Source organism: Salegentibacter tibetensis (genome assembly GCF_020164485.1).
Classification (GTDB): domain Bacteria; phylum Bacteroidota; class Bacteroidia; order Flavobacteriales; family Flavobacteriaceae; genus Salegentibacter; species Salegentibacter tibetensis.
Genome location: NZ_JAIQZA010000006.1, coordinates 41,722 through 65,410, shown reverse-complemented (window position 1 = coordinate 65,410; position 23,689 = coordinate 41,722). Strand labels below are relative to the sequence as shown.

General features: G+C 36.9%; 24 protein-coding genes. 16 read left to right on the top strand and 8 right to left on the bottom strand.

Features of this window, described 5'->3' with window-relative positions:
* Positions 1-59 precede the first annotated feature (59 nt).
* Positions 60-203, bottom strand: coding sequence for a hypothetical protein (locus tag LB467_RS04695; protein ID WP_224472864.1), 144 nt, complete (start codon positions 201-203; stop codon positions 60-62).
* Positions 204-375: 172 nt separating this feature from the next.
* Positions 376-948, bottom strand: a complete 573-nt coding sequence (locus tag LB467_RS04690) for a T9SS type A sorting domain-containing protein (protein WP_224472863.1) — start codon at positions 946-948, stop codon at positions 376-378.
* A gap of 218 nt (positions 949-1,166) precedes the next feature.
* Between LB467_RS04690 and LB467_RS04685 the strand changes: the two genes are divergently transcribed.
* Positions 1,167-2,024 (top strand): AraC family transcriptional regulator, encoded by an 858-nt coding sequence (locus LB467_RS04685; protein ID WP_317196339.1) that lies wholly within the window; start codon positions 1,167-1,169, stop codon positions 2,022-2,024.
* 160 nt (positions 2,025-2,184) lie between these two features.
* Here LB467_RS04685 and LB467_RS04680 read toward each other — a convergent pair whose 3' ends face one another.
* Positions 2,185-2,538 carry a 4Fe-4S dicluster domain-containing protein gene (locus LB467_RS04680; protein ID WP_057483042.1) on the bottom strand — a complete coding sequence of 118 codons (354 nt, stop codon included), beginning with the start codon at positions 2,536-2,538 and terminating at the stop codon, positions 2,185-2,187.
* A gap of 135 nt (positions 2,539-2,673) precedes the next feature.
* On the opposite strand from LB467_RS04680, the gene LB467_RS04675 reads away from it, so the two are divergent.
* The 8 genes from LB467_RS04675 to LB467_RS04640 all read left to right on the top strand — a co-directional run bounded on the left by LB467_RS04675 (position 2,674) and on the right by LB467_RS04640 (position 10,380).
* Entirely contained in the window at positions 2,674-3,723 is a 1,050-nt protein-coding gene (locus tag LB467_RS04675; protein ID WP_224472862.1) for an acyl-CoA reductase, read from the top strand.
* 46 nt (positions 3,724-3,769) lie between these two features.
* The gene (gene serC, locus LB467_RS04670) at positions 3,770-4,834 is read left to right on the top strand and encodes a 3-phosphoserine/phosphohydroxythreonine transaminase (protein ID WP_224472861.1); all 1,065 of its coding nucleotides are present in this window, start codon (positions 3,770-3,772) and stop codon (positions 4,832-4,834) included.
* Positions 4,835-5,004: 170 nt separating this feature from the next.
* Positions 5,005-5,958, top strand: coding sequence for a D-2-hydroxyacid dehydrogenase (locus LB467_RS04665; protein ID WP_224472939.1), 954 nt, complete (start codon positions 5,005-5,007; stop codon positions 5,956-5,958).
* 162 nt (positions 5,959-6,120) lie between these two features.
* Positions 6,121-6,741, top strand: a complete 621-nt coding sequence (locus LB467_RS04660) for a DUF937 domain-containing protein (RefSeq protein ID WP_224472860.1) — start codon at positions 6,121-6,123, stop codon at positions 6,739-6,741.
* A 98-nt stretch (positions 6,742-6,839) separates the two neighbouring features.
* Positions 6,840-7,259: a DUF6146 family protein gene (locus tag LB467_RS04655; RefSeq protein ID WP_224472859.1), complete on the top strand. Its 420-nt coding sequence runs from the start codon at positions 6,840-6,842 to the stop codon at positions 7,257-7,259.
* A 44-nt stretch (positions 7,260-7,303) separates the two neighbouring features.
* Positions 7,304-7,606: a DUF6787 family protein gene (locus tag LB467_RS04650; RefSeq protein ID WP_224472858.1), complete on the top strand. Its 303-nt coding sequence runs from the start codon at positions 7,304-7,306 to the stop codon at positions 7,604-7,606.
* An 86-nt stretch (positions 7,607-7,692) separates the two neighbouring features.
* Complete coding sequence (locus LB467_RS04645) at positions 7,693-8,010, top strand: hypothetical protein (protein WP_224472857.1); 318 nt, start codon at positions 7,693-7,695, stop codon at positions 8,008-8,010.
* 45 nt (positions 8,011-8,055) lie between these two features.
* Positions 8,056-10,380: a TonB-dependent receptor gene (locus LB467_RS04640; protein ID WP_224472856.1), complete on the top strand. Its 2,325-nt coding sequence runs from the start codon at positions 8,056-8,058 to the stop codon at positions 10,378-10,380.
* Between the two features lie 110 nt (positions 10,381-10,490).
* Here LB467_RS04640 and LB467_RS04635 read toward each other — a convergent pair whose 3' ends face one another.
* From LB467_RS04635 to msrA, 5 genes are all read right to left on the bottom strand, one after another.
* A complete protein-coding gene (locus tag LB467_RS04635) occupies positions 10,491-10,730 on the bottom strand; it encodes a hypothetical protein (RefSeq protein ID WP_224472855.1) in 240 nt (79 codons plus the stop codon).
* Positions 10,731-10,984: 254 nt separating this feature from the next.
* Positions 10,985-11,878: a YihY/virulence factor BrkB family protein gene (locus tag LB467_RS04630; protein WP_224472854.1), complete on the bottom strand. Its 894-nt coding sequence runs from the start codon at positions 11,876-11,878 to the stop codon at positions 10,985-10,987.
* A 161-nt stretch (positions 11,879-12,039) separates the two neighbouring features.
* Positions 12,040-12,348 carry a hypothetical protein gene (locus tag LB467_RS04625; protein WP_224472853.1) on the bottom strand — a complete coding sequence of 103 codons (309 nt, stop codon included), beginning with the start codon at positions 12,346-12,348 and terminating at the stop codon, positions 12,040-12,042.
* Between the two features lie 45 nt (positions 12,349-12,393).
* Positions 12,394-12,990, bottom strand: coding sequence for a GTP cyclohydrolase I FolE (folE, locus tag LB467_RS04620; RefSeq protein WP_224472852.1), 597 nt, complete (start codon positions 12,988-12,990; stop codon positions 12,394-12,396).
* 7 nt (positions 12,991-12,997) lie between these two features.
* Complete coding sequence (gene msrA / locus LB467_RS04615; RefSeq protein ID WP_224472851.1) at positions 12,998-13,540, bottom strand: peptide-methionine (S)-S-oxide reductase MsrA; 543 nt, start codon at positions 13,538-13,540, stop codon at positions 12,998-13,000.
* Positions 13,541-13,676: 136 nt separating this feature from the next.
* Here msrA and LB467_RS04610 point away from each other — a divergent pair, with 136 nt between their 5' ends.
* The 7 genes from LB467_RS04610 (at position 13,677) to LB467_RS04580 (ending at position 23,665) form a co-directional block, all read left to right on the top strand.
* Positions 13,677-16,115, top strand: coding sequence for a DUF5916 domain-containing protein (locus LB467_RS04610; protein ID WP_224472850.1), 2,439 nt, complete (start codon positions 13,677-13,679; stop codon positions 16,113-16,115).
* Positions 16,116-16,316: 201 nt separating this feature from the next.
* Complete coding sequence (locus tag LB467_RS04605; protein WP_224472849.1) at positions 16,317-16,991, top strand: ABC transporter ATP-binding protein; 675 nt, start codon at positions 16,317-16,319, stop codon at positions 16,989-16,991.
* A 4-nt stretch (positions 16,992-16,995) separates the two neighbouring features.
* Positions 16,996-17,760 carry a TIGR02757 family protein gene (locus LB467_RS04600; protein WP_224472848.1) on the top strand — a complete coding sequence of 255 codons (765 nt, stop codon included), beginning with the start codon at positions 16,996-16,998 and terminating at the stop codon, positions 17,758-17,760.
* 60 nt (positions 17,761-17,820) lie between these two features.
* Positions 17,821-19,029 (top strand): sensor histidine kinase, encoded by a 1,209-nt coding sequence (locus tag LB467_RS04595; RefSeq protein WP_224472847.1) that lies wholly within the window; start codon positions 17,821-17,823, stop codon positions 19,027-19,029.
* A gap of 135 nt (positions 19,030-19,164) precedes the next feature.
* The gene (locus LB467_RS04590) at positions 19,165-20,388 is read left to right on the top strand and encodes a sensor histidine kinase (protein ID WP_224472846.1); all 1,224 of its coding nucleotides are present in this window, start codon (positions 19,165-19,167) and stop codon (positions 20,386-20,388) included.
* A gap of 43 nt (positions 20,389-20,431) precedes the next feature.
* Entirely contained in the window at positions 20,432-22,357 is a 1,926-nt protein-coding gene (locus tag LB467_RS04585; protein WP_224472845.1) for a BatA domain-containing protein, read from the top strand.
* Positions 22,358-22,414: 57 nt separating this feature from the next.
* Positions 22,415-23,665, top strand: a complete 1,251-nt coding sequence (locus tag LB467_RS04580) for a dihydroorotase (RefSeq protein WP_224472844.1) — start codon at positions 22,415-22,417, stop codon at positions 23,663-23,665.
* Positions 23,666-23,689 lie beyond the last annotated feature (24 nt).

Sequence of the window (23,689 nt, the reverse complement as noted above, 5' to 3'; positions counted from 1 at the left end):
TATCTACAACTTCGGCTTTCTAATTATTCAGTAAAACAACTCTAACTAAGAGATAAATCTTAAGCTTCTACCCTATTAATTTGTTCAAGATAAAGGCTCAATGCTTTTTCTATAATTTTATTTTCAGGAACCTGGTGGATTTCTGCAGTTTTACTTAATGCTTCAATTAATTCTATTGGTAATTTTCCTGTATAATTGGCCATAATATTTTTTTGATATTAATTAATTGAGTTAAAAAAGCAGAAATTCAAAGGTGAAATCCCTGCCTTGGTTTGATTCAATCAAGAACCTCGGGGCAAGCCCACGAGGTACGACTCGGAAACCTATTTTATAATTTCGAGGCAAGCCTCGGGGAATTAAACCCTCAATGAGGGATTAAATAGAAAGTTTTTCAGTAAAAACCTCGCCAGAAACACTTAATTTAAAAATGTATTCACCTTTTGGCATTTTCGAAAAGTCCAGTGTTTTGTTTACTGTATAAGCCTTGTCTTTAACTTCTCCCACCAATTCCCCTTTGGCATCTAATACTCTTAACGTAGCATTGGTCTTTGAGGGATTAGTTAGAAAAAATCTAACCTTGTTAGATTCTAATCTGTAGATGGGTTTAAATACTACAGTAGCAGTTTCTTCTTCAATGCTTATACCATTAAATGTTTTTTTAATTACCATTGTATAAACCCCGTTAAGGTCTTCAGTGTTCAAAAAATAAGTACCTTCTGGGATTCTGCTAAAATTTATCTTTTTTTTGTAATCTCCATCTAGCGCCGGACTATCCTTAAATAATATAAATCCTGAAGCATCTCTTAAACTCACAGTACTTACATCTTCCAGCTCTACAATTAGAGTCTGCCCTTCGTTCACACTAACTTCCACACGATCAGCAGCATATAAATTTAATCCTGCCACTAATGCTACTGTCAATAACGAATTTTTCAATAGTTTTTTCATAATTTTGTTTTTAAACTATTAATACCCCTTGTTTACATTTACAAAGATATGCTAGAGTTTCCCTTCAAAATAGTCATGAATAAACAACAAAATGTTCTATATTAACATTTATAATTATTTAATATTAATTTAGTGTTCAGATAGCATATTTTTGAGTTAATTTTGTTCTTCAGAGCCATATTACGCCCATATTACCTAAAAGTTAATTTATTGATAATATGATAAAATCAAGCAAACCTTCTTTTGAAAAAGTTGACCCGAGCTTTGGAAGTTCATTTTCTTTTAAAAGTTTTAACCACGAGCACCTAAATAAAAACCACACGTTTTGGCATTATCATCCCGAAATAGAACTGGTTTACGTTAATGGTGGTTCAGGAAAAAGACAAATTGGGAGTCACGTTTCATATTACCAGCAGGGCGATCTCATATTAATTGGCGCTAATTTGCCGCATTGTGGCTTTACCGACAGCTTAACCGATAATGACCGGGAAACCGTAATTCAATTTAATCCGGATTTCCTCGGAAAAAATTTCTGGGAAATTCCCGAAATGAAAAATGTGCGGGTTTTACTGGAGCGGGCTAAAAACGGAATTGTTTTTCACGGGGAAGATAAAAACCTGATTGGCGACAAAATTGAAGCCTTGAATTCCCTTACTAATTATAAAAGACTACTTGGTTTACTTGATATCCTAAATATGTTAGAAAATGCAAAAGATTTCACGCTCTTAAATGCGGAAGGTTTTGTGCTGGATACCGAGCTGGAAGACAATAACCGTATAAATTTGATCTTTAATTTTGTGAAAAATGAATTTAAAAGAAATATCGCCCTGGAAGAAATTGCCGGTGTAGTAAGCATGACGGTGCCTGCATTCTGTAGGTATTTTAAAAAGACAACTGGAAAAACCTTTGTACAATTCGTAAACGAATATCGCCTGGTACACGCGGCCAAATTACCTCACGAAAAACAAATAAGCATCACCGATGTATGCTTTGAAAGCGGATTTAATAATTTTAGTCATTTTAATAAGCAATTCAAGAAGTTCACCGGGAAGCCCACCTTCGCTTTACCGGAATGAGATAAAATTTGCGGTTTCATAAGCCTTCAGTAGCGAAATTATAAGAAGTTGTCGAAATTTCAACTTCAACATCATAAAATTTTCACTTGGCAAGTGAGTGAAACAAAAAATCCCGTTTCAATAGAAACAGGATTTTTATATTTAAAATTTAGAATAGAATTTATTCGTTTTCGTGCATAAATTTCTGCTTTGCGAGTAATTCTTCTTCGCTCTCCACATGTTCATCATCGGGCACGCAACAATCTACCGGGCAAACCGCAGCACATTGTGGTTCTTCGTGAAATCCTTTACACTCGGTACATTTATCAGGTACGATATAATAGATCTCATCACTAATAGGTTCCTGTGCTTCATTAGCATCGGCTTCTTTCCCGTTTGGCAACACCACATTGCCCTCAAGGTCTGTTCCATCTGCATAACGCCAATCGTCTGCGCCTTCGTAAATCGCTGTATTAGGGCACTCGGGCTCGCAGGCTCCGCAGTTTATACATTCATCTGTTATAACAATTGCCATAGCTTTTTTTCTTTGTAATTTAATTAACCTAAAACTTAGGTGGTATTTCCAATGCTTTTTTAGGAGTTTGCCAGCTTAAGTTTTAATTTCGCGCTACAAATTTAAAGCCATTGGCTATCATAACCAAATAAGGAAATGACAATCGAAGAAAGAAAATCATATTTTGTTCAACTGGGAAAATTCCTGAGTCTTTTTGGGGATGGGACTAATAATTCGATAACAATAAGCCCTCAAAACGAAAGATTTTTTAATGAATTAAATGATAAAATAGATCAGTCTATTCATTATAACGGTTGGTTTACCCGCAAAAACGTGATTTTTTCACTTCAGCAATGGAGCAAAGCACTAACAAAAAGCAATTTGGACAAATGGTTAGAACCTTATGATTTGGACCAAACAGGGCAAAAAACCGTGGCCATAATTATGGCGGGGAATATTCCGCTGGTTGGATTCCACGATTTTCTTTCGGTTTTAATTTCCGGGCATAAAGTATTGGTAAAACAATCTTCCAACGATAAACAATTGTTGCCGGTAATTGCCGGGTTTTTAATGAATATAGCTCCGGAATTTGAAGACCGAATAACATTTACTGAAGACAGGCTTAATGATTTTGATGCGGTTATAGCTACCGGAAGCAACAATACTGCCAGGTATTTTGAATATTATTTCTCCGGAAAACCAAACATTATCAGGAAAAACCGAAACTCGGTAGCTATTCTTACCGGTAAAGAAAGCAAAGAAGAACTTGAAGCGCTGGGCCAGGATATTTTTAGGTATTTTGGATTGGGTTGCCGCAATGTTTCTAAACTTTACGTTCCTAAAGAATATGACTTTGACGATTTTTTTAAAGCGATGTACCCGTGGAATACTTTAATGAATTCAGCTAAATACGCCAACAATTACGATTATAATAAAGCGGTGTATTTAATGAGTGAATTCAAATTACTGGAAAACGGATTCCTTATTTTGAAAAAGGACGAAAGTTTCGGCTCCCCTATCGCAACCTTGTTCTATGAAGAATATGAAGATAAAAAGCAATTACAGGAAAAACTGCAGCAAAATAAAGAAAACCTGCAATGCGTTGTAGGTACTGTAGCTAAAGTTCATTTTGGCCAGACCCAGCATCCAGAATTATGGGATTATGCCGATGGCGTAGATACTTTAAAATTTTTAGAAAAGCTTTAAATCAAGAACCTCCCACAGTGAGGAACTAACCACTAACATACCAACTATGAAAAAACATAACTATAGCGCAGGCCCATGTATTTTACCACAGGAAGTTTTTAAAGAAGCCGCGCAAGGGATTTTAGATTACCAGAATTCAGGATTGTCTATACTGGAAATCTCACATCGTAGCGCTGCCTTTGTAGACGTGATGGAGGAAGCCCGTAGCCTTTCCCTCGAACTTTTAGGACTTAAAGGTAAAGGTTATAAAGCCCTATTTTTACAGGGAGGCGCCAGTATGCAATTTTTAATGTGCGCTTATAATTTATTGAATAAAAAAGCGGCCTACTTAAACACTGGAACCTGGTCTTCTAAAGCGATAAAAGAAGCCAAACTTTTTGGAGAGGTGATTGAAGTGGCTTCTTCAAAAGACAAAAACTTCAATTATATCCCCAAAAATTATCAAATTCCTGTTGATGTAGATTATTTTCACTGCACCAGCAATAACACGATCTTTGGAACTCAAATTAAAGATTTCCCGGAAGTTAAAGCGCCGCTCGTTTGCGATATGAGCAGCGATATCTTTTCCCGGGAACTGGATTTTTCAAAATTCGACCTTATTTATGCGGGGGCGCAGAAAAATATGGGACCTGCGGGAACTACGTTGGTAGTGATCAAGGAAGATATTTTAGGCAAAGTTGAGCGGGAGATTCCATCAATGCTAAACTACAAAGTCCACCTGGAAAAAGACAGCATGTTTAATACCCCGGCTGTTTACGCGGTTTATGTTTCACTTTTAACCTTAAGATGGATTAAAAATAACGGCGGAATAAAAGCAATGGAAAAACGAAATGCCGAAAAAGCCGACTTACTTTATAGTGAAATAGACCGAAATCCTTTGTTTAAAGGTTTTGCTGAAGTAGCAGATCGTTCACCAATGAATGCCACCTTTAACCTTACCGATGAAAGCAAAAAAGATGCTTTTGATAAACTTTGGAAAGATGCCGGCATTAACGGACTTAACGGCCACAGAAGTGTGGGGGGCTACCGTGCCTCTATGTACAATGCATTGGATATAGAAAGTGTAAAAGTACTGGTTGAAGCTATGCAACAGCTGGAACAACAATCATAAATAAAAATACAATAAATGAAACCAGCAGGATGCTGGACGCAAAAATTGGCAACAGACAGGAAAATGAGTACAAACCTGTATCAAATTCCCACACAAGGGATTAAAATTATAAATAAATGAAACCTGAAGATTTTTTTAATAAACCCACGACCCCAAATCAACCTGAAAAGATAAAAATCCTCGCCAACGATGGCCTTGCCAAAGCCGGTGTGAAACAGCTCGAAAAAGCAGGTTTTGAAGTAATAAGCACCAAAGTAGCCCAGGAGCAATTGGCTGATTATATAAACTCAAAAGGTATAGAGGTTTTACTCGTTAGAAGTGCAACTACTGTAGAAAAAGCAATTATTGATGCCTGTAAAAACTTAAAATTAATAGGACGGGGTGGTGTTGGTCTGGATAATATTGCCGTAGAATATGCAGAAAGCAAAGGCATAAAAGTTATTAATACACCACAAGCGGCTTCAGCCTCTGTAGCTGAACTTGTTTTTGCTCATCTTTTCAGCGGAGTGAGAAAATTATTTGATTCTAATAGAAATATGCCTTTAGAAGGAGAATCGAGGTTTAAAGAATTAAAGAAATCCTATTCAGCGGGAATTGAACTTAGGGGAAAAACCCTTGGAATTATAGGTTTTGGAAGGATTGGGCGCGAAGTTGCCAAAATTGCTTTAGGCCTGGGAATGAAGGTTATTGCCAGCGATAAAGAAGTTGGGGAAGCAAAAATCACTTTGGAATTCTACAATCACCAAAGTATTGAAATACCGATTAAAACAGAACCTGTAGAAGAGCTTATAAAGCATTCAGATTTTATCACATTACACGTGCCCGCGCAAACTAAACCACTAATCGGTAAAAAAGAATTAGAAGCGATGAAACCGGGAGTTGGTATTATTAACACCGCTCGTGGCGGTGTCATAGATGAAGTAGCGCTCCTGGAAGCCATAGAAGATGGCAAGGTTGCTTTCGCCGGTTTAGATACTTTTGAAGCCGAACCAAGACCGGCTATTAAATTGTTAATGAATGAAAAGCTTTCTTTAAGTCCGCATATTGGAGCTTCTACGCTAGAAGCCCAGGAACGTATAGGTTTAGAGCTTTCAAATCAAATTATTTCACATTTTAAAAAGTAAACTACCCCAAAGCAATCTCAGTAGAAATTAATAGCGAATAATTGTCTAATTTTAGAGGAAAACCTAGGAGCATTTAATCTCGATTATCGAGTAGATTATAATAAAGCTTTAACGCCCGGAACTACTAAAAAGCCGTAAATTCATTTGATATAAAATAAAATTATGGCTTCTATACTTGATTTATTAAATACGCAAACCGGAGAAGAGTTGGTGAATAAAGCCAGCTCAAAGACTTCTGAAGAAAAAGGAAAAGTAACTTCAACCCTGGGAATGGCTTTGCCGCTAATCCTTGGTGCAATGAAGCGAAATGCAAAAGATCCCCAAGGGGCTGAAAGTTTGGATAAGGCATTACAGAGCGAAAAACATAATGGCGATGTTCTAAACAACCTGGAAAATAAAAATCCAGAGGAGCTTACTGGCGAAGGGAGTAAAATTTTAAATCACGTTTTGGGTGACAAACAGAGCGGCATAAGCAAAACCATAGCCGGTGCTCTTAATATGGATGTAGCATCGGTAAACAAAATCCTGGAAATGGCTGCACCTGTTGTGATGGGCGTGTTAGGCCAGCAAAAAAGGAAAGATAATGTTGATGCTTCAGGGCTGGCGGGACTATTGGGTTCTGTTTTGGGATCCAATGCCTTGCACGACCAATCTTTGGTTGAAACTTTATTGGATTCCGATGGGGACGGTAGTGTTATAGACGATGTTGCAGGAATGGTTTTTGGTGGTAAAAAGGGTAAAAAAGGGGGAAGCCTGCTCGGAGGAATGCTGGGCGGTAAATAATTATAGGAACATAATTTGTTCTAAAACATTAGGGATAGAACCATTATATTTTAAACTTCAGAAAAAATAAATCTCACGGAGTGAGAATAAAAAGAGGAATGAAAAATTTTATTTATATATTATTACTGGGGCTATTTGTTTATAGCTGCGGAAGCACGCGCGATAGAAACCTGAAAGATTCGCAAATCAATGAAGATACGGTTCGTATTGCAAACGATAGTCTTGAATATGAGATTATAATTATTGAACCGGGCTTTAACCTTTTTATTAATTCTATAGCCCGCCCAGAAGGTTATTACTCTCAGCAATATTTGGAAAATAAAAACCGTTTTTTGGTTTCAGAATATAACCAGCGGGTAAGACAACCCCAGGTTTATAATCCAGATCTTTATTTACAGGAAATCAATTATGAACCTAATATAGATTATGGATATGAAGTTAATTATCTCCTGTACAATTACTTTGTGTTTTTTAGCAGGCATTATAACCAACGCTTCTCAGTGCCTACACGTATTTAACAATGATTATTTTAATTCTCCGAAGCTTTTAGTATTTTTGCCAAATGAATAAATTAAAAGCACGTTGGGGTATAGATTCTAATTGGCAAATATTTGTAATCCTTTTAGTATTCGCCATTACAGGATCTACATCAGCTAAGCTAGCTGTACCTTTATGTAATTTCCTTGGAATCTACGAAGCTTCATCCCATTGGGCTGTTTATTGGAGCGCCAGGATTTTTCTTATTTTTCCTATATACCAGGTTTTATTGGTTAGCTTCGGGTGGATTTTTGGCCAGTTTCAATTCTTTTGGGCTTTTGAAAAAAAGATGTTAAGTAGAATGGGGTTTGCTAAATTATTTCAGTAAAACCACCCTGCGCAAGGCTTTAAGTTGAGAACCAGATTTCACGTAAGGCCCAGATCATTTAAATTTCACATAGTGAGTAAAATTATTTGAAAATCTTTAAATACATAACCTCTATACTCATGGGAGCTTTGCTTTTGCTTCCTGCTATTATCAGTTTTTCACACACCTTTACAGGTCACGGCCACGAATTGTGCCCTAATTATGCTGACAAGCATTTTCACGAAAACAACCTTGACTGCGATTTACACTCCTATAATCAAAGTCCGGTTCTGGCTGCAGACTTTATAAATTTTGAATCGGTCTTAGAAAAGGAGATCAACAAACAATTCTTCAAATTTTATCATTTTTTAAATAATTATCAAAAGCTTCCTTTCGAGCTGCGCGGTCCACCTTTGGCTGTCTAATTACCCTTTTTTGTTAGAAACATAATTATTTTAAAAAAAAATCCTATGAAAAGTTTACTTTTCTCGTTGCTCTTTTTAGCTGTTAGTCCTCTTATATATGCCCAGAATAGTTTTTCGGGCCAGATTACCCGCGCTGAAACCGGAGATCCTGTTTTTAGTGCCAATGTTTATTTTCCAGAACTTGGCAAAGGCAGTATGAGTGATATTGATGGAAATTTTAGGGTAGAAAATATCCCTAATGGAAAATTTAAAATTGTGGTTTCATCGGTAGGTTTCGCTACTTACTCGAATGAACTCGATTTCCCTGAAACCTCCAGCTTGAACATCACTTTGGAAAAATCTGCCATAGAAATGGAAGAAGTGATTGTTTCTACCCCTTTTCACCAATTGCAGAGTGAAAATGTGATGCGGGTAGAACGTGAAAATGTAGCACAATTAAACAGAAAAGGTGCCATAACCTTAAGCGACGGGATTACTCAAATTGCCGGCGTTGAAAGTTTAACTACCGGAGTTGGAATTGGAAAACCGGTAATTCGCGGCTTGAGCTCTAACCGTGTTTTGGTTTATACACAGGGCATTCGATTGGAAAATCAGCAATATGGAGACGAACATGGCCTTGGCATAAGCTCTAAAGGAATTGAAAGTGTTGAGGTTATAAAAGGCCCTGCTTCCCTTCTCTACGGAAGCGACGCGATTGGTGGCGTACTTTACCTTAATCCTGAACGCTATGCTTTAGATAATGAAACAAATGCTGAAACTGATGTAAATTATTTCAGCAATACACAGGGATACCAGGGAAGTATGATGGCTAAAACTTCAGGAGAAAAATTAAAATTCCTGGCTCGTGGAAGTTATGCTGCCCACAGCGATTACGAAACAGGAGATGGCGAAAGAGTGACCAACACCCGTTTCAATGAAACAGATTTTAAAGCAGGAATAGGCTATCAGGATGCTAAATTCAAAACCGATTTAAGGTATAATTTCAACAAATCGAATATTGGAATACCCGAGGAAATAGGAGAACAGTCTACCGAAAAAGAACCTCTCCTGCCCTTTCAGGAAATAGATAATCACATTCTAAGCTTAGAAAATAAACTTTATTTAAATAATTCAAGTCTGGACTTCAAAGTGGGTTATCAATACAATAACCGAAAAGAGTTTGAAGAACGTCATCAAGAAGAGGAACACGGGGAAGAAGAACATGTAGGAGAGGAAGAACACCTCGAGGAGGAAGAAGGTGCCGATCACCCTGCGCTGGAGATGCATCTGGAAACTTTAAATTATAACCTACAGTATAATTTACCCCGAACCGGAAGGTTTGAAACCATTTTAGGCGTACAGGGAATGCACCAAACCAATACCAATTACGGCGAAGAGATTTTAATTCCGAATGCGGTAACTACAGATTTTGGTGTGTTTGCCACTACCCACGTGCATTTTGAAAAATGGGATTTTCAGGGTGGATTAAGGTTTGACACCCGTAGTATTGATAGTGAAGCCGTAGAAGCACACGAAGATGAACAAGCTGGGGAAGAACATGAAGAAGAGAACGATCATGAAGGCGGAGAAATTGCTGCCGTAGACAATTCTTACAAAAGTATTAACGGGGCGCTGGGTGCAAAATATATTGTCACTGAAAACCTAAGCGCAAGGCTAAATCTCGCCACCGGTTTTAGGGCGCCAAATTTATCTGAATTAACTTCCAACGGTTCCCACCACGGAACCAATAGATATGAAGTTGGAGATCAAAATCTTGAGAATGAACAGAATTTTCAGATAGATCTTTCACTAGAATGGCGAAATAAGCATTTTGAAGCTTTCGTAAATGGATTTCACAATACGGTGAACAATTATATTTATCTGGAACCCACGGGCGAGTTAATTGAAGGAAACCCTGTTTTTGAATACACTCAGAACAATGCTGAATTGTACGGCGGAGAAATAGGTGTACATATTCACCCGCATCCTTTAGACTGGCTACATTTGGAAAGTAGTTTTGAAACAGTGACGGGAAAAAGAAATAATGGAGAGTATTTACCATTGATTCCGGCAAATTCTTTAACCAATACTTTCAGGTTGGAATTCGATAATCCTGATGAGAAGATTTATAGTAAATATGCATTTGTTAGACTAAAAAATGTATTTGATCAAAATAACGTAAGTATTTTTGAAACAAGAACCGGGGGTTATGGTCTTCTTGGCGCAGGATTTGGAGGTCAATTTGCAATAAATTCAACAGAAATGAGAATTGGTGTAAGCGCAAATAATATTCTGAATAAAGATTACATCTCACATCTATCCCGCTTAAAGCCAGATGGTATTTCTAACATTGGAAGAAATATTTCGGTTTCGCTTAGATGGTTGCTTTAATTTAATAAAGCAAACAGGATTTCGAAAAGACTGTTTTATAAAAAATCAAAAAAAAGACCTCACAGTCCTGATCACGATCGGGGCTGTGAGGTCTAAATATTTAAGCAATTTTATATTATAATTTTCTTATCCCCTTTAACTTCAGGATTATTGTTTTCAATATTATCAATATGTGTTAGATCTTTCTTTTTATTCTTTTTAATTAAACTATAAGCCGCAATTCCGGCTCCGGCGGCTATAACACCAACCCCAAGCATACTTGCCGGATTTTTCAATATCGCTTTTCCTGCCTTTAGGATTACAGCCCTTTTCAGCCACTTTAATCCTGTTTCTACTACTTGATTATTCATAATTCTTATTTTATTAGTTTTACCTCGATAATTTCGGTTAAATAAATATCGTAGTAATTCGGCATCTGTAACGTTAAAAAGATTTCAAATAACACAGTTTTAACGAACTTATCGAGAGACAATTTCAATCAAGAACCTCGGGGCAAGCCCATTAGGTATGAATTGGAAAACTATTTTATAATTTCGAGGCGAGCCCGCCTGAATGATTCGGGCAGGCCTCGGGGGAATTAAACCCTCAATGAGGGATTAAAATTTTAATTGAAAGATGCTATTTTCTTTGCGTATCTTTCTGAAGCAGAATTGATTTGAGCTCCCAGTAGAATTGTAAAACAAGTAATAAAGAGCCATAACATCATAATAACAACAGCTGCAATAGAACCGTAAACCTCTCCATAGCTTCCAAAATTACTTACATAAAAAGAAAAGCCCCAGGACGCGATTAACCATAGAATAGTTGCAACCAGGGCGCCGGGAATTACCCATCTCAATTTTGGGTTAGTTCGCTCTGGTGCGTATTTATAAACAATGCAAAGAAACAGGCCGACAATTATGGCCAAAATTGGCCAGCGCAACCAGCTAATGAGGTTCTCTATATTTTGAGGTAGACCCAACTCCTCTACGAGGGCGGGAAAAACCACAATCAAACCCATACTTAAAATAACTAATATTATGGCAGCAAACGTGAACAATAAAGTAAGCGCATTTTGTTTTATAAATCCACGCTCACTTGGTGTAGCGTAAGCAATATCAATACCAGTAAATAATGACTTCATACCTTTATTAGCACTCCAAATACTAAATAGTATTCCTATAATCATTCCCCAGCCTAATGTACTTCCTGAAGTTGAAATAAAATTTTCTAACCTCTCCTCTACAATACCAAAAGCTTCTTCTGGTATAATTGTACCAAGTTGTGTTAATTGATTTTCAATTTGCGCCGGGGTTACCGCCAAACCATAAATAGAAACAAGAGCCATAACTGCTGGAAAGATGGCTAAAAACGCATAGAAAGCAACTCCGGCAGAAACAATGGTCAGGTTATTTTCACCTATTTTATCCTTTATTATAAAAGCTATTTTCTTCCAGCCGGAGAATGAAATTTTTGAGGGGCTGTTTATTTTTGGTCTGTCCTGATTAAATTTTGACATTGTATAAATTTTACATTCACGGGAAATTACACAAAACAATTAAAAACCAGGGAAGGCTAGCTGTTAAAGAGTTTTTAAATAGTATGAAACAAATGCAAAAAAAAACGAGATTCCAGGCTGGAATCTCGTTTCGTATAAATTATTTGTCAATTTCAGAAACTTTATTCTATAATCTCAACTTCAATCACTTGCTCTTTTGGTTGCTTCTTTTTACTCCAAATAAAAGTATAGAAATACATTAACGTAAAAGTTGGAATGATATCTGTTCCAGGTAGAATCTCCTCTATAAATACAATTACCGAAGCTACTTTACCCTTTTTTCCGGGGTACATTTCCGTCATTTTCTTGGCGGCATACGGCGCCCATAATATATCGAGAAACGGCCCTACCACTGGAATTGCCATGGAAGCCATACCTATAGCATCGTAAACCAGGCCTTTTATAAATAATCTATCTTTTAAAAGTTTCATTTTGAATTGCTTTTAATTAAATAAAGCAAATAAAGTGCCAATTTCCTATCTAAGATTAGAGCTAATTAATTTTAAAAATTCATTCCTGGTCTCTATTTTCTCAAATTGTCCTCTAAATCCGGAAGTTGTAGTTGCACTATTTTGTTTTTGTACACCGCGCATCATCATACACATATGCACTGCTTCAATAACCACCGCAACTCCTTTTGGCTTAAGGGTGTTATTTATACATTCCAGAATATCGTGGGTTAAGCGTTCCTGTACCTGCAGTCGCCTGGCAAAAACATCTACCACTCTTGGTAATTTGCTTAGACCAACAATATGGCCGTTGGGGATATACGCAATATGGGCCTTTCCAAAGAATGGCAACATATGGTGTTCACACAGCGAATACAATTCGATGTCTTTTACTACCACCATTTCGTCATAACTTTCCTTGAACATGGCTTCCTTTAAAATGGTTTCTGCATCCATTTTGTAGCCCTGGGTTAAGAATTGCATAGCTTTCGCTGCCCGTTCTGGTGTTTTCTCTATACCTTCCCTACTTATATCCTCCCCAATTCCGTCAAGGATATTTTTATAGTTTTCCTGAAGCCCGTCAGTAACTTCAATATTATATTCTTCTTTGAATTTATAAGCCATCTTTTTATTATTTCAGTTTATCTGAAAAGACTTCAGTTAGTTTTTTTATTTTAGGGTCTATTATAAACTGGCAATATGGCTGCTGCCTGTGCTGGTTATAGAAATCCTGATGTTCTTTTTCTGCAATATAAAAATCTTTTACCGCGCTAATTTCGGTTACAATTTTATTCTCAAAAATATCCCTTTCTTCCAGCTCCTCAATTACTTTTTCAGCAGTTTCTTTTTGTGCTTCAGAATGATAAAAAACGGCACTGCGATATTGTGTACCTACATCATTTTGCTGACGGTTAAGCGTTGTGGGATCGTGTGTGGCAAAAAACACATACAGCAATTCCTGAAAGCTTATTATTTCTGGATTAAATCTAACTTGAATAGCTTCAGCGTGGCCTGTTCTGCCGGTAATGATCTCGCGATAAGCGGGATTCTTTATATTCCCACCGGTAAAGCCAGAAAGCACCTGTTCTACTCCTTTTAAACGTTGAAAAACGGCTTCGGTACACCAGAAGCAACCTCCAGCTAAAGTTGCCAATTCTAAATTTTCTGAATTCATAGATTAATTTTGTTTAGCAAATTTAAGGTATTAATAAACAAAAAATAGAGAGTTTAACTTGAATTTAAATCAAAGCTTTGGTCGAGATTGAGAACTATGATATATTTGAGCTCTTTTTCATCCTAATCCTCAATTAATGCATCCAAAAATCTGGTTGATTTTAATATTCTTCATTTTTAGTCATCAAATTAATGCGCAGGTGGATAATATTCCGCGAAAAAACTATTCAGCTACTAAAATTCAGAATTCGCCTATTATAGATGGAATCTTAGACGATGGAGCCTGGGAAAACCTTTCAGAAGCAAAGGATTTTGTGATGTATTACCCCGGGGATGGAGATCCCATTCCGGCAACTCATCGTAGCACTGTAAAATTAGCTTATGATAATGACGCCATTTATATCGGCGCCTCTTTAATGGACGACAATCCTGAAAATATAGTAAAGCAATTTACACAAAGGGATAATTTGGAGCAAAGTGATTACTTTCAGATAGATATTAATACTTATGACGATGGTGAAAATCAAATAAGGTTTGCGGTTACTGCAGCGGGTACCCGGGCAGACGCCAAAATAACCGGGGAGAATGCAGATTTTGGTTTTAATATCGTTTGGGAGGCTGCGGTTTCTCAAGATGAGAATGGCTGGTATGCTGAAATTCGCATTCCATATTCAGCGCTACGTTTTCCTGAAAAACAGGAACAGGAATGGGGAATTCAGTTTTTACGTCAAATTTCTCATAGAAATGAAAGCTATACCTGGAATTATGTAAATAAAGCAGTTGGATTAATGAGCCAGCAAACCGGCTTGCTTAACGGTATAGAAAATATAGAACCTCCTACCCGACTCAGTTTTTATCCTTATACTTCGGCCGAAATAGATAATTTTGATGGGCAAACTGAAAACAATTTTAACGCCGGTCTTGATGTAAAATATGGTATAAACAAAGCCTTCACCTTAGATATGACTTTAGTTCCCGATTTTGGCCAGGTCGCTTATGATGATGTGGAGCTCAACTTAGGCCCTTTTGAGCAAATTTTTGGAGAGAACCGTGCTTTTTTCACTGAAGGAACCGAACTTTTTACTAAAGGCGATCTTTTTTATTCCCGTCGGGTAGGAAATACTCCCATTGGTTTTAATGAAGCACAGCGTGAAAAACTTGAAAATGAAGAAATTCTGGAAAACCCTGAAAGAACCGATCTTTTAAATGCATTAAAAATTTCAGGAAGAACCGAACGCGGCCTGGGAGTTGGCTTTTTTAATGCTGTAACGGCTGAAACCAAGGCAATCTTTAGAGATACTCTTACTGGAAATAACCGGGAAAAAATCACAGAGCCGCTGGCTAATTATAATATCCTGGTGCTGGACCAGCGCTTTAATAAGAATTCTTCCATAAGTTTAATCAATACCAACGTGACCAGGGAAGGTCATTTTAGGGATGGAAATGTCACAGCATTTCTATTTGACGCCTTTAATAAATCGAACTCCTTTAATGTAATTGGCGAAGCGAAAATGAGCAACGTGAATTTGCCAGGGCAAAATGAAACCGGTTTTGCTTCCTTATTTTCAGTTAAACGAACCAAGGGAAATTTCAGGTACGGCCTTTCCCACCAACTAGCTAACGAAACTTATGATATTAATGACTTAGGAATAAGTTTCACCAACAATTACAATAATTTTTTCCTGAATACTTCCTATCAAACTTTCGAGCCTACCGGGATTTTTAATCAATACAGTATACAGTTATATGCAAACCATCAGCGACGTTACCGTCCCGATATAGATATGGGCAGCGGTGCCGGGCTAAGCTTGTTTGCCATGACCCGCGACCGATTTGCCTTTGGAGGTTTTACCGAAGTGAATTCAGCTTTTAAAGATTTTTTTGAACCGCGCAGGGAAAACACTTTTATAACCTACCAACCCAACATTACAGGAAACGCCTGGATTTCTTCAGATTATAGAAAAAAACTGGCATTAGACGTTCGTTCAACATATCAGGTTTTTGGCGAAAATTCACGTGAAAGTTTTAATTTCAGTTTTAAACCCAGGATTCGGTTTAACGACAGGTTTCTGGTGATCTATGGTTTTGAATATGATAACGAGATTAATCGTCCCAGTTTCGTGACCCTACAGCCCCGCGACATTATCTTTGGAAACAGGGATATGAAAAGTTTTGAAAACTCGCTTCAGGCGAATTATAATTTTACCACAAGACAGGCTTTAAATTTAAGCTTTCGTAACTTCTGGTCAGTCGCGCAATTTGGAGAAGATAAATTTTCAAAATTAAATAAAGATGGAAGCTTAACTTCAATAAATTATGATCGGGAAGAAAATTACAACCCGGATGCAAATTTTAATATCTGGAACCTCGACTTAAGCTACCGCTGGCAATTTGCGCCGGGAAGTGAGGCCATTTTATTGTATAGAAATTCAATATTTAACCAGGATGAATTAAGCTATCTGGATTTTCAAAGAAGTATGGATAATTTGTTTGACAGGCCGGCTAGACATAATCTTAGCCTGCGAATTGTATATTATATAGACTACAATCAGGTTAAAAACATATTCCATTCCTAACTTGGGGGTTTTCCTTAATTTGGCTAATTTTCACGAGCCTTAGTAAACTACCTCGGGACAAGCCCCAGGAGGCATTATTGGAAAATAATTCTTGATTTCGTGTAAATATCTCGAACCAGGTTACAGGGCATTTTAGGGAGTATTAATTTAATTTTGAGGAAAGTCCTGAAGCTTTTAAAATCTCGATTATCGAACAAACAAATGATTATAGCCAAAAATATTCATAAATATTACGGAGACCTGCATGTATTAAAAGGTCTCGATCTCCATATCAAAAAAAGCGAAATAGTTTCTATTGTGGGAGCTTCGGGAGCCGGGAAAACCACTTTGCTTCAAATATTAGGAACTTTGGATAAACCTGAAAAAGACCAAGATTCTACGCTTGAAATCAACTATACTGATATTTATAAACTCTCTTCCCGGGAATTATCTAAATTCAGAAATAAAAATATTGGTTTTATCTTTCAGTTTCACCAGTTGCTACCTGAATTTACCGCTTTAGAAAACATTTGTATCCCGGCATTTATTCATAATACGCCCAAAGAAAAGGCTGAAGAACGCGCCATGGAGCTTTTAGGCTTCTTAGGGCTCAAAAACAGGGCACATCATAAACCCGCCGAACTTAGTGGTGGTGAACAGCAACGAATTGCTGTCGCAAGATCTCTTATTAATAATCCGGCTGTTATTTTTGCCGATGAACCTTCAGGAAATTTAGATACCGAATCTGCTGAAAACCTTCACAAATTATTCTTTAGGCTGCGCGACGAATTTCAGCAAACCTTTGTGATTGTAACCCATAACGAAGAACTCGCCGATATGGCCGACCGGAAAATCACTATGCAGGACGGAAAAATTATAGACAAAAAGGAAATTTAGGAATTTGAAAAAAAGTGAACTCAAATCTTTTCTCGATTTTAAAGTTGAGCAATACAACACGCCTGAATTTATAGATTCAGATCCAGTGCAAATTCCGCATCAATTCAGTAAAAAAGAAGATATTGAAATTGCCGGATTTCTTACTGCAACCATAGCCTGGGGCAACCGAAAAAGCATTCTTAAAAATGCAAATCGACTAATGGAAATGCTGGATCGAAGTCCGCATGACTTTATTTTAAACCATACTGAAAGCGATCTTGAGAATTTAACCGGATTTGTTCACCGTACTTTCAACGAAACAGACCTTATTTATTTTATTTCAGCTTTAAAGAACATATATAAAAACCACAACGGGATTGAAGCTATTTTCACTGAAAATGCTGAAAAAAAATCGCTACAACCGGCCATTCACGAATTTAAAAAAGTATTTTTTGAAATTTCACATCCTCACCGAACACAAAAACATGTAAGTGATCCACTGAAAAATTCTGCTGCAAAAAGAATAAATATGTATTTACGTTGGATGGTGCGAAAAGACCAGGCCGGTGTAGACTTTGGACTTTGGAAAAAACTTGATGCTTCTCAATTAAGTTGCCCTTTAGATGTACATTCTGGGAATGTAGCCAGAAAATTAAAACTTTTAAAGCGAAAAGCTAATGATGCTAAAGCTTTAGCTGAGTTAGATACTTCGCTAAGGAAACTGGATCCAACAGATCCCGTGAAATATGATTTTGCATTATTTGGTCTGGGAGTGTTTGAAAAATATTAGGAAGTCTTTAACAGGATTCAGTTAAATTTGTTAAATTTGATTTAATTCAATTTCTATTATATGTTACGTCCTGCGATTCCAGAAAACGAAAGTCAACGACTGCTAGCGCTTCAGGATGCTAACATCCTATACACTCCTACAGAGAAGGAATTCGATAATATTACCCAGTTAGCTTCCTTTATTTGCAAAACCCCAATTTCCTTGATTTCCCTTGTTGGCGAACACGAGCAATGGTTTAAATCTAAATATGGCACCGATTTATGTTCGTCAGATCGTGATGTTTCATTTTGCAGTCACGCCATTCTGGAACCTGAAGAATTGATGGAAGTTGAAGACACCAGGTTAGACAAGCGTTTTGAAGATAATCCTTTTGTAATTGCCGAAAACGATCCTATAATTTATTATGCCGGGATGCCGCTGAAATCGGATAAAATGGTTCTAGGCACACTTTGCGTAATTGATACAAAACCTAACAAATTAAACCAGGATCAAAAGAAGGCCCTTAAATCACTGGCTAAACAAGTAGAAATCCTTCTGGAATTAAAAAGAAAAAACGATTATCTGGAGAACATTCAAAAGCAACTTAATGAACATAACGCAATGCTTAAAGATTTTGCAGGCGTGGTTTCTCACGATATGAAAATGCCATTGGCAAATATGATTATCACTGCAGATATTCTAAAAGCAAAGTTCAGCGAAAAACTTGGGGAGGAAGGTTTAGATTATTTAAAGAACCTGAAGCAAGCCGGATTAAGACTTAGTGGATACATCAATGGTATTTTAGATCATTATGAGAGCGATCAAATTGCCGCTTCAAATAATGAGGAATTTGATGTTCATCAATTATTAGAAGAGATTATAGACCTTTTACATATTACTGAAGATTGCATTATAAATCTTCCTGAAGATAATACAATAATTAGCTCCAACCGTGCGGCCCTGGAACAAATATTTTTAAATTTATTAGGCAATAGCCTAAAGTATAACGATAAGCCAAAAATTATAATTGATATAGAATTCTCCCAAAACCCCGATTTCTATTACTTTAGTATAAAAGATAACGGCATAGGTATCCCTAAGGAAAAAGAGGATGATATTTTTAAACTTTTCACTACCGTAGCCATAAGTGACCGTTCTGGTAATAAAGGCAATGGCATAGGACTATCTACCGTAAAAAGATTAGTTGGAAATTTAGGTGGAAATTTAAAAGTTAAATCTGAAATAGGGATAGGTACTCGATTTAATTTTTCAATCAGGCGAAAACCTTAATTGGTACTGCTTTTTCACGGAGAATTCAAGATTTTTTTTTATCTTAAATTAAGCTATGGTTTGCAAAATCAAAAGATGTCGGGATAAATAAAACAAAATCCTGATCACGCATTTCAGCTTCTCAAATCAATAATAATGAGCAAATTAGCCGATGGTATGCAGCAAAAAAATATTTCTTCAAACGAAAAATTACGTCGGTCAGCTCTTGCTGAATATGCCATCTTCAAATCTGGGGAAGATAAAGATTACGATCAACTAACTTTCTTAGCAGCGCAAATTTGCGAGGTTCCCGTGGCCAAGATTAGTATTATAGGAAAAAATAATATCTGGTATAAGTCGGTTTATGGAACCCAGCAGGCCGAAAATCAAAGAGAAAATTCCTTTTGCGAACGTACAATTTATGCCGATGAAGAAATCTTTATAATTAACAGCAACGACCACCCTGAATTTTTTGAGAATGCGAAGCCAATTTACGATCGCAAATTTCATTTTTATGCCGGGGTGCCGCTACTAAATTCAAATGGTCACGCCATAGCGGTTTTCTGCATTTTTGATACAAAAATCAGGAAACTAGACGAAGATCAGAAAAAAGCTTTACTTGCTTTGGCAAATCAAAGTTTAAATCTTTTTGAGTCGCGAAAGCAAAAAACAAAACTTCAACACGTTCAGCGAAAATTAAAGCAGAAATATAAAGACCTGGAAAAATTTGCAAGCCTGGTTTCACACGATATCAAATCGCCTCTCGCCAATATTATTTCTCTAACCGAATTACTCAAAGATGAAAACAAGGAAAAGCTGGACGAACAAAGCAGGCAATATCTTGACTTTCTAGTAGAGTCCTCCTATTCGCTGCGCAATTATGTAGATGGCATTCTAAGCTTTTACCGTAGTGACCACATTCTGGAAAAAGATTTTGAAGATGTACACCTACCCACCCTATTAAAAAAGATCACCGATCTATATTCGCTGGAAGAAAATGTAGAAATCACTTATCCGGACAGTGGCCATCTGAAAAATATCAATAAAGCCGCTCTTAGTCAGGTTTTTATGAACCTTATAAGCAATGCTCTAAAATATAACAACAAGGAAATTAGAAAAGTAGATATCACCTTTAAAACAACAGAGACTTATTATTGTTTTGCAGTAAGCGATAATGGCAATGGCATAAATAAAAATGATATTGAAAAGATCTTTGAACTCTTTGCCACGCTAGATGCAAAGGACAGGCACGGAAATCCCGGCAGCGGTATCGGGCTGGCAACAGTGAAAAAGCATATCGATCAAATGCAGGGCTCTATTGATGTTATTTCAGAAAAAAACCAGGGCACCACTTTTAAATTCAAAATTAAACGGCCTTAGCTTAAATTCCATTTCATATATTTGAAAAACTTTTTAAAGCCTTATGGAATTTAAACAGCCGGAACTACTTTATGCCCTGTTTTTACTACTCATACCGCTGGCTGTTCATTTATTTCAACTACGCCGCTTCCAGAAAGAAGATTTTACCAACGTAAAATTTCTAAAAAAGGTGATTCGGCAAACCCGAAAGAGCTCCCGATTAAAAAAATGGTTGGTTCTGGCTACGAGAATGCTCATGTTATCTGCTTTAATTCTCGCCTTTGCCCAGCCCTATTTTCCTGCCGAAAACCCTGAAGCCGCTTCAAGTAATAAAGTGATTTTTTTAGATAATTCTTACAGTATGCAGGCCTCGGGACAAAACGGCGAACTCCTGTCAGCTGCCATTCAGGATTTGATTAAAAACCTTCCTGAAAACGAAGAAATAAGCCTTTTCACCCATAATACTGAATTCCGAAACCTTTCTGCGGAAGAATTAATTCCTGAACTTCAAAACCTCGATTTCGCTGAAAATTCTTCAGATTTTAATACCCTGAAATTAAGAGCAGAACAACTTTTAAAAGCTTCAGGTAACGAAAAAGATTGCATTATAATATCGGATTTTCAGCAAAACCTCAATACAGAAAAATTAATCGATTCTACTGCTTTAAATTATCATCTTATTCCCGCAGTTCCAGAAAACACGCAAAATATTAGCCTGGATTCAATGTTTATAAGCAATCGTGAAGCTGAGGAAATTAGTTTACAGGTTTTGTTGAGCAGTACTTCAGAGATTTTAGAACCGGTGAGTGTTTCGGTGTATAACGGGGAAGAACTTCTAGCAAAAACAGCTGTAAATTTTGAGGAAAATCAAAGCATAGTAACAAGTTTTAAAATTAATGCAGAAGAAATTGCTAACGGAATTATAAGCATTGAAGATGCCTCTTTAGAATACGATAATTCGTTATTTTTCAGCTTAAATAAACTTAAACCCGCCGAGGTGGTTGTCATAACCCAGGATACAGATGCCAGTTTTCTAACCCGCATCCTTACCCCTCCCGAATTTAACACTATAATATTTGAAATTAATCAGCTTGATTTTAATCGGCTAAATGCTGCCGACCTGGTAATACTTAATGAATTGGAAACACTTTCCGGTGCACTGGAATCTAACCTGGTAAACCTTCAAAATAATGCGGTGGGACTGGTTATTATTCCTTCAGAAAAAATGGATCTAAACTCCTATAATAATCTGCTTAGCAGGCTCAATGCACCTAGATTCTCTGAATTAAGAACCCAGGAAAAATTAATTACCGAACTCGCTTTTGATCATCCTTTGCTAACCGGAATTTTTGAGGAAAGGGTTGAGAATTTTGATTATCCAAAAGTCCAGACTTATTATAATATGCAAAACGGAAGTAACGTAATTTCATTTCAGGATAATTCCGGGTTTTTACAGGAACGAAATAATGTATTTCTATTTTCCGCAGCATTAAATACTGAAAATTCTAATTTCAGAAACTCTCCTTTAATAGTTCCGGTTTTTTATAACATGGGACTTACGGCTTTAAAAACGCCAAACCTTTATTACGAAACCGGGAAAGAAGATGAAATTAAAATTCCGCTTGAAACACAACAGGACGAAGTGGTCCACATCGTTTCAGATACCGAAAATTTTATTCCGCAGCAACGTGTAATGGGTGATAATTTAGAAATCTTAACCACTGGATTGGACATTGCTCCAGGAAACTATTCCCTGGAATATAAAGGCGAAAACCAGGGTTTTATTAGTTTTAATTCCCCTAGAAGCGAAAGCGAAATGGAATATAATATTCCGAAGGAAACAGAAAACATAAAAATACACCCTGATATAGGATCTTATTTTGATGAAGTAAAAGCAGCTGGCCAAAGCAACGAGCTTTGGAAATGCTTAGTTATTTTTGCGCTGATATTTTTAACCGCAGAGATGCTCCTCTTAAAATATCTTAAATGACCAGTATGATGCTGGAATCAGAAATTTGCAACACATTCGGATTAAAATTATAAATACATGAAACTACTCATAAAATCGGCCAAAATCATAGATAAACATTCAGCTTACAACAATAAAAAGCTGGATCTTCTTATTGAAAACGGGGTCATTAAAAAAATAGGGAAAGACATCTCCACCAAAGCCGATAAAGTGATTAATGAAGAAAACCTTCACGTTTCCAGGGGTTGGTTTGACAGTAGTGTGAGTTTTGGAGAACCCGGATTTGAAGAGCGTGAAACCATAGCCAACGGCCTGGATACCGCCGCAAAAAGCGGATTTACCAGCATTGCGCTAAATCCCAATACTTACCCGATAATTGATAATAATGGGGCGATTACTTCAGTAAAATCAAAGGCGGCGCATCACCCGGTTAAAATGTTCCCTACCGGGGCTTTAACTATTAAAAGCGAAGGTGTTGACCTTGCCGAACTTTTTGATATGAAACAGGGAGGCGCCATTGCTTTTGGGGATTATAAGCGGGCTATTAAAAACCCTAATTTATTGAAAATAGCACTTCAATATGCTCAAAATTTTGATGCTTTAGTGCAATCTTTTCCGCAGGAAGACCGTATTGCCGGAAAAGGAATGGTGAACGAAGAACAGAACAGTACTTCGCTGGGATTAAAAGGAATCCCCAACCTGGCCGAAGAATTACAGATAACACGAGACCTTTATCTTCTGGAATATACCGGCGGGAAATTACATATTCCAACGATTTCGACAAAAAAATCTGTAGCCTTGATCAGGGAAGCCAAAAAGAAAGGTTTGGATGTAAGTTGTAGTGTTGCTATTCATAATTTAATCTTTACCGACGAACTCCTGCAGGATTTTGAAACCAGTGCAAAAGTTTTGCCTCCCCTAAGGACAAAAGAGGATATAAAAGCCCTTATTAAAGGTTTAAAAGACGGAACAATAGATATGATCACCAGCGATCATACCCCTATTGACACCGAACATAAAAAAGTAGAGTTTGATAATGCTTTGTATGGTAGTATTGGCCTGGAATCTGCTTTTGGAGCTTTAAGCACGGTCTTTTCTACGGAAGAAGCTGTTGAGATCTTATGCAAAGGAAAGCAAAGATTTGGTCTTGAGGACATAGAAATTGAAGAGGGAAATCCGGCGGATTTAAGTTTCTTTCTTCCGAAGAAAAAATACGAGTTTTCTGAAGCGCATATCTATTCCACTTCAAAAAACAGTATTTTTAAAGGACACCTACTTCAAGGGAAAGCTTTGGGAATTATTACCAAAGCGGGGGTTTTTGGTTTATAATTTCATGCTAAATTTAATACCTTT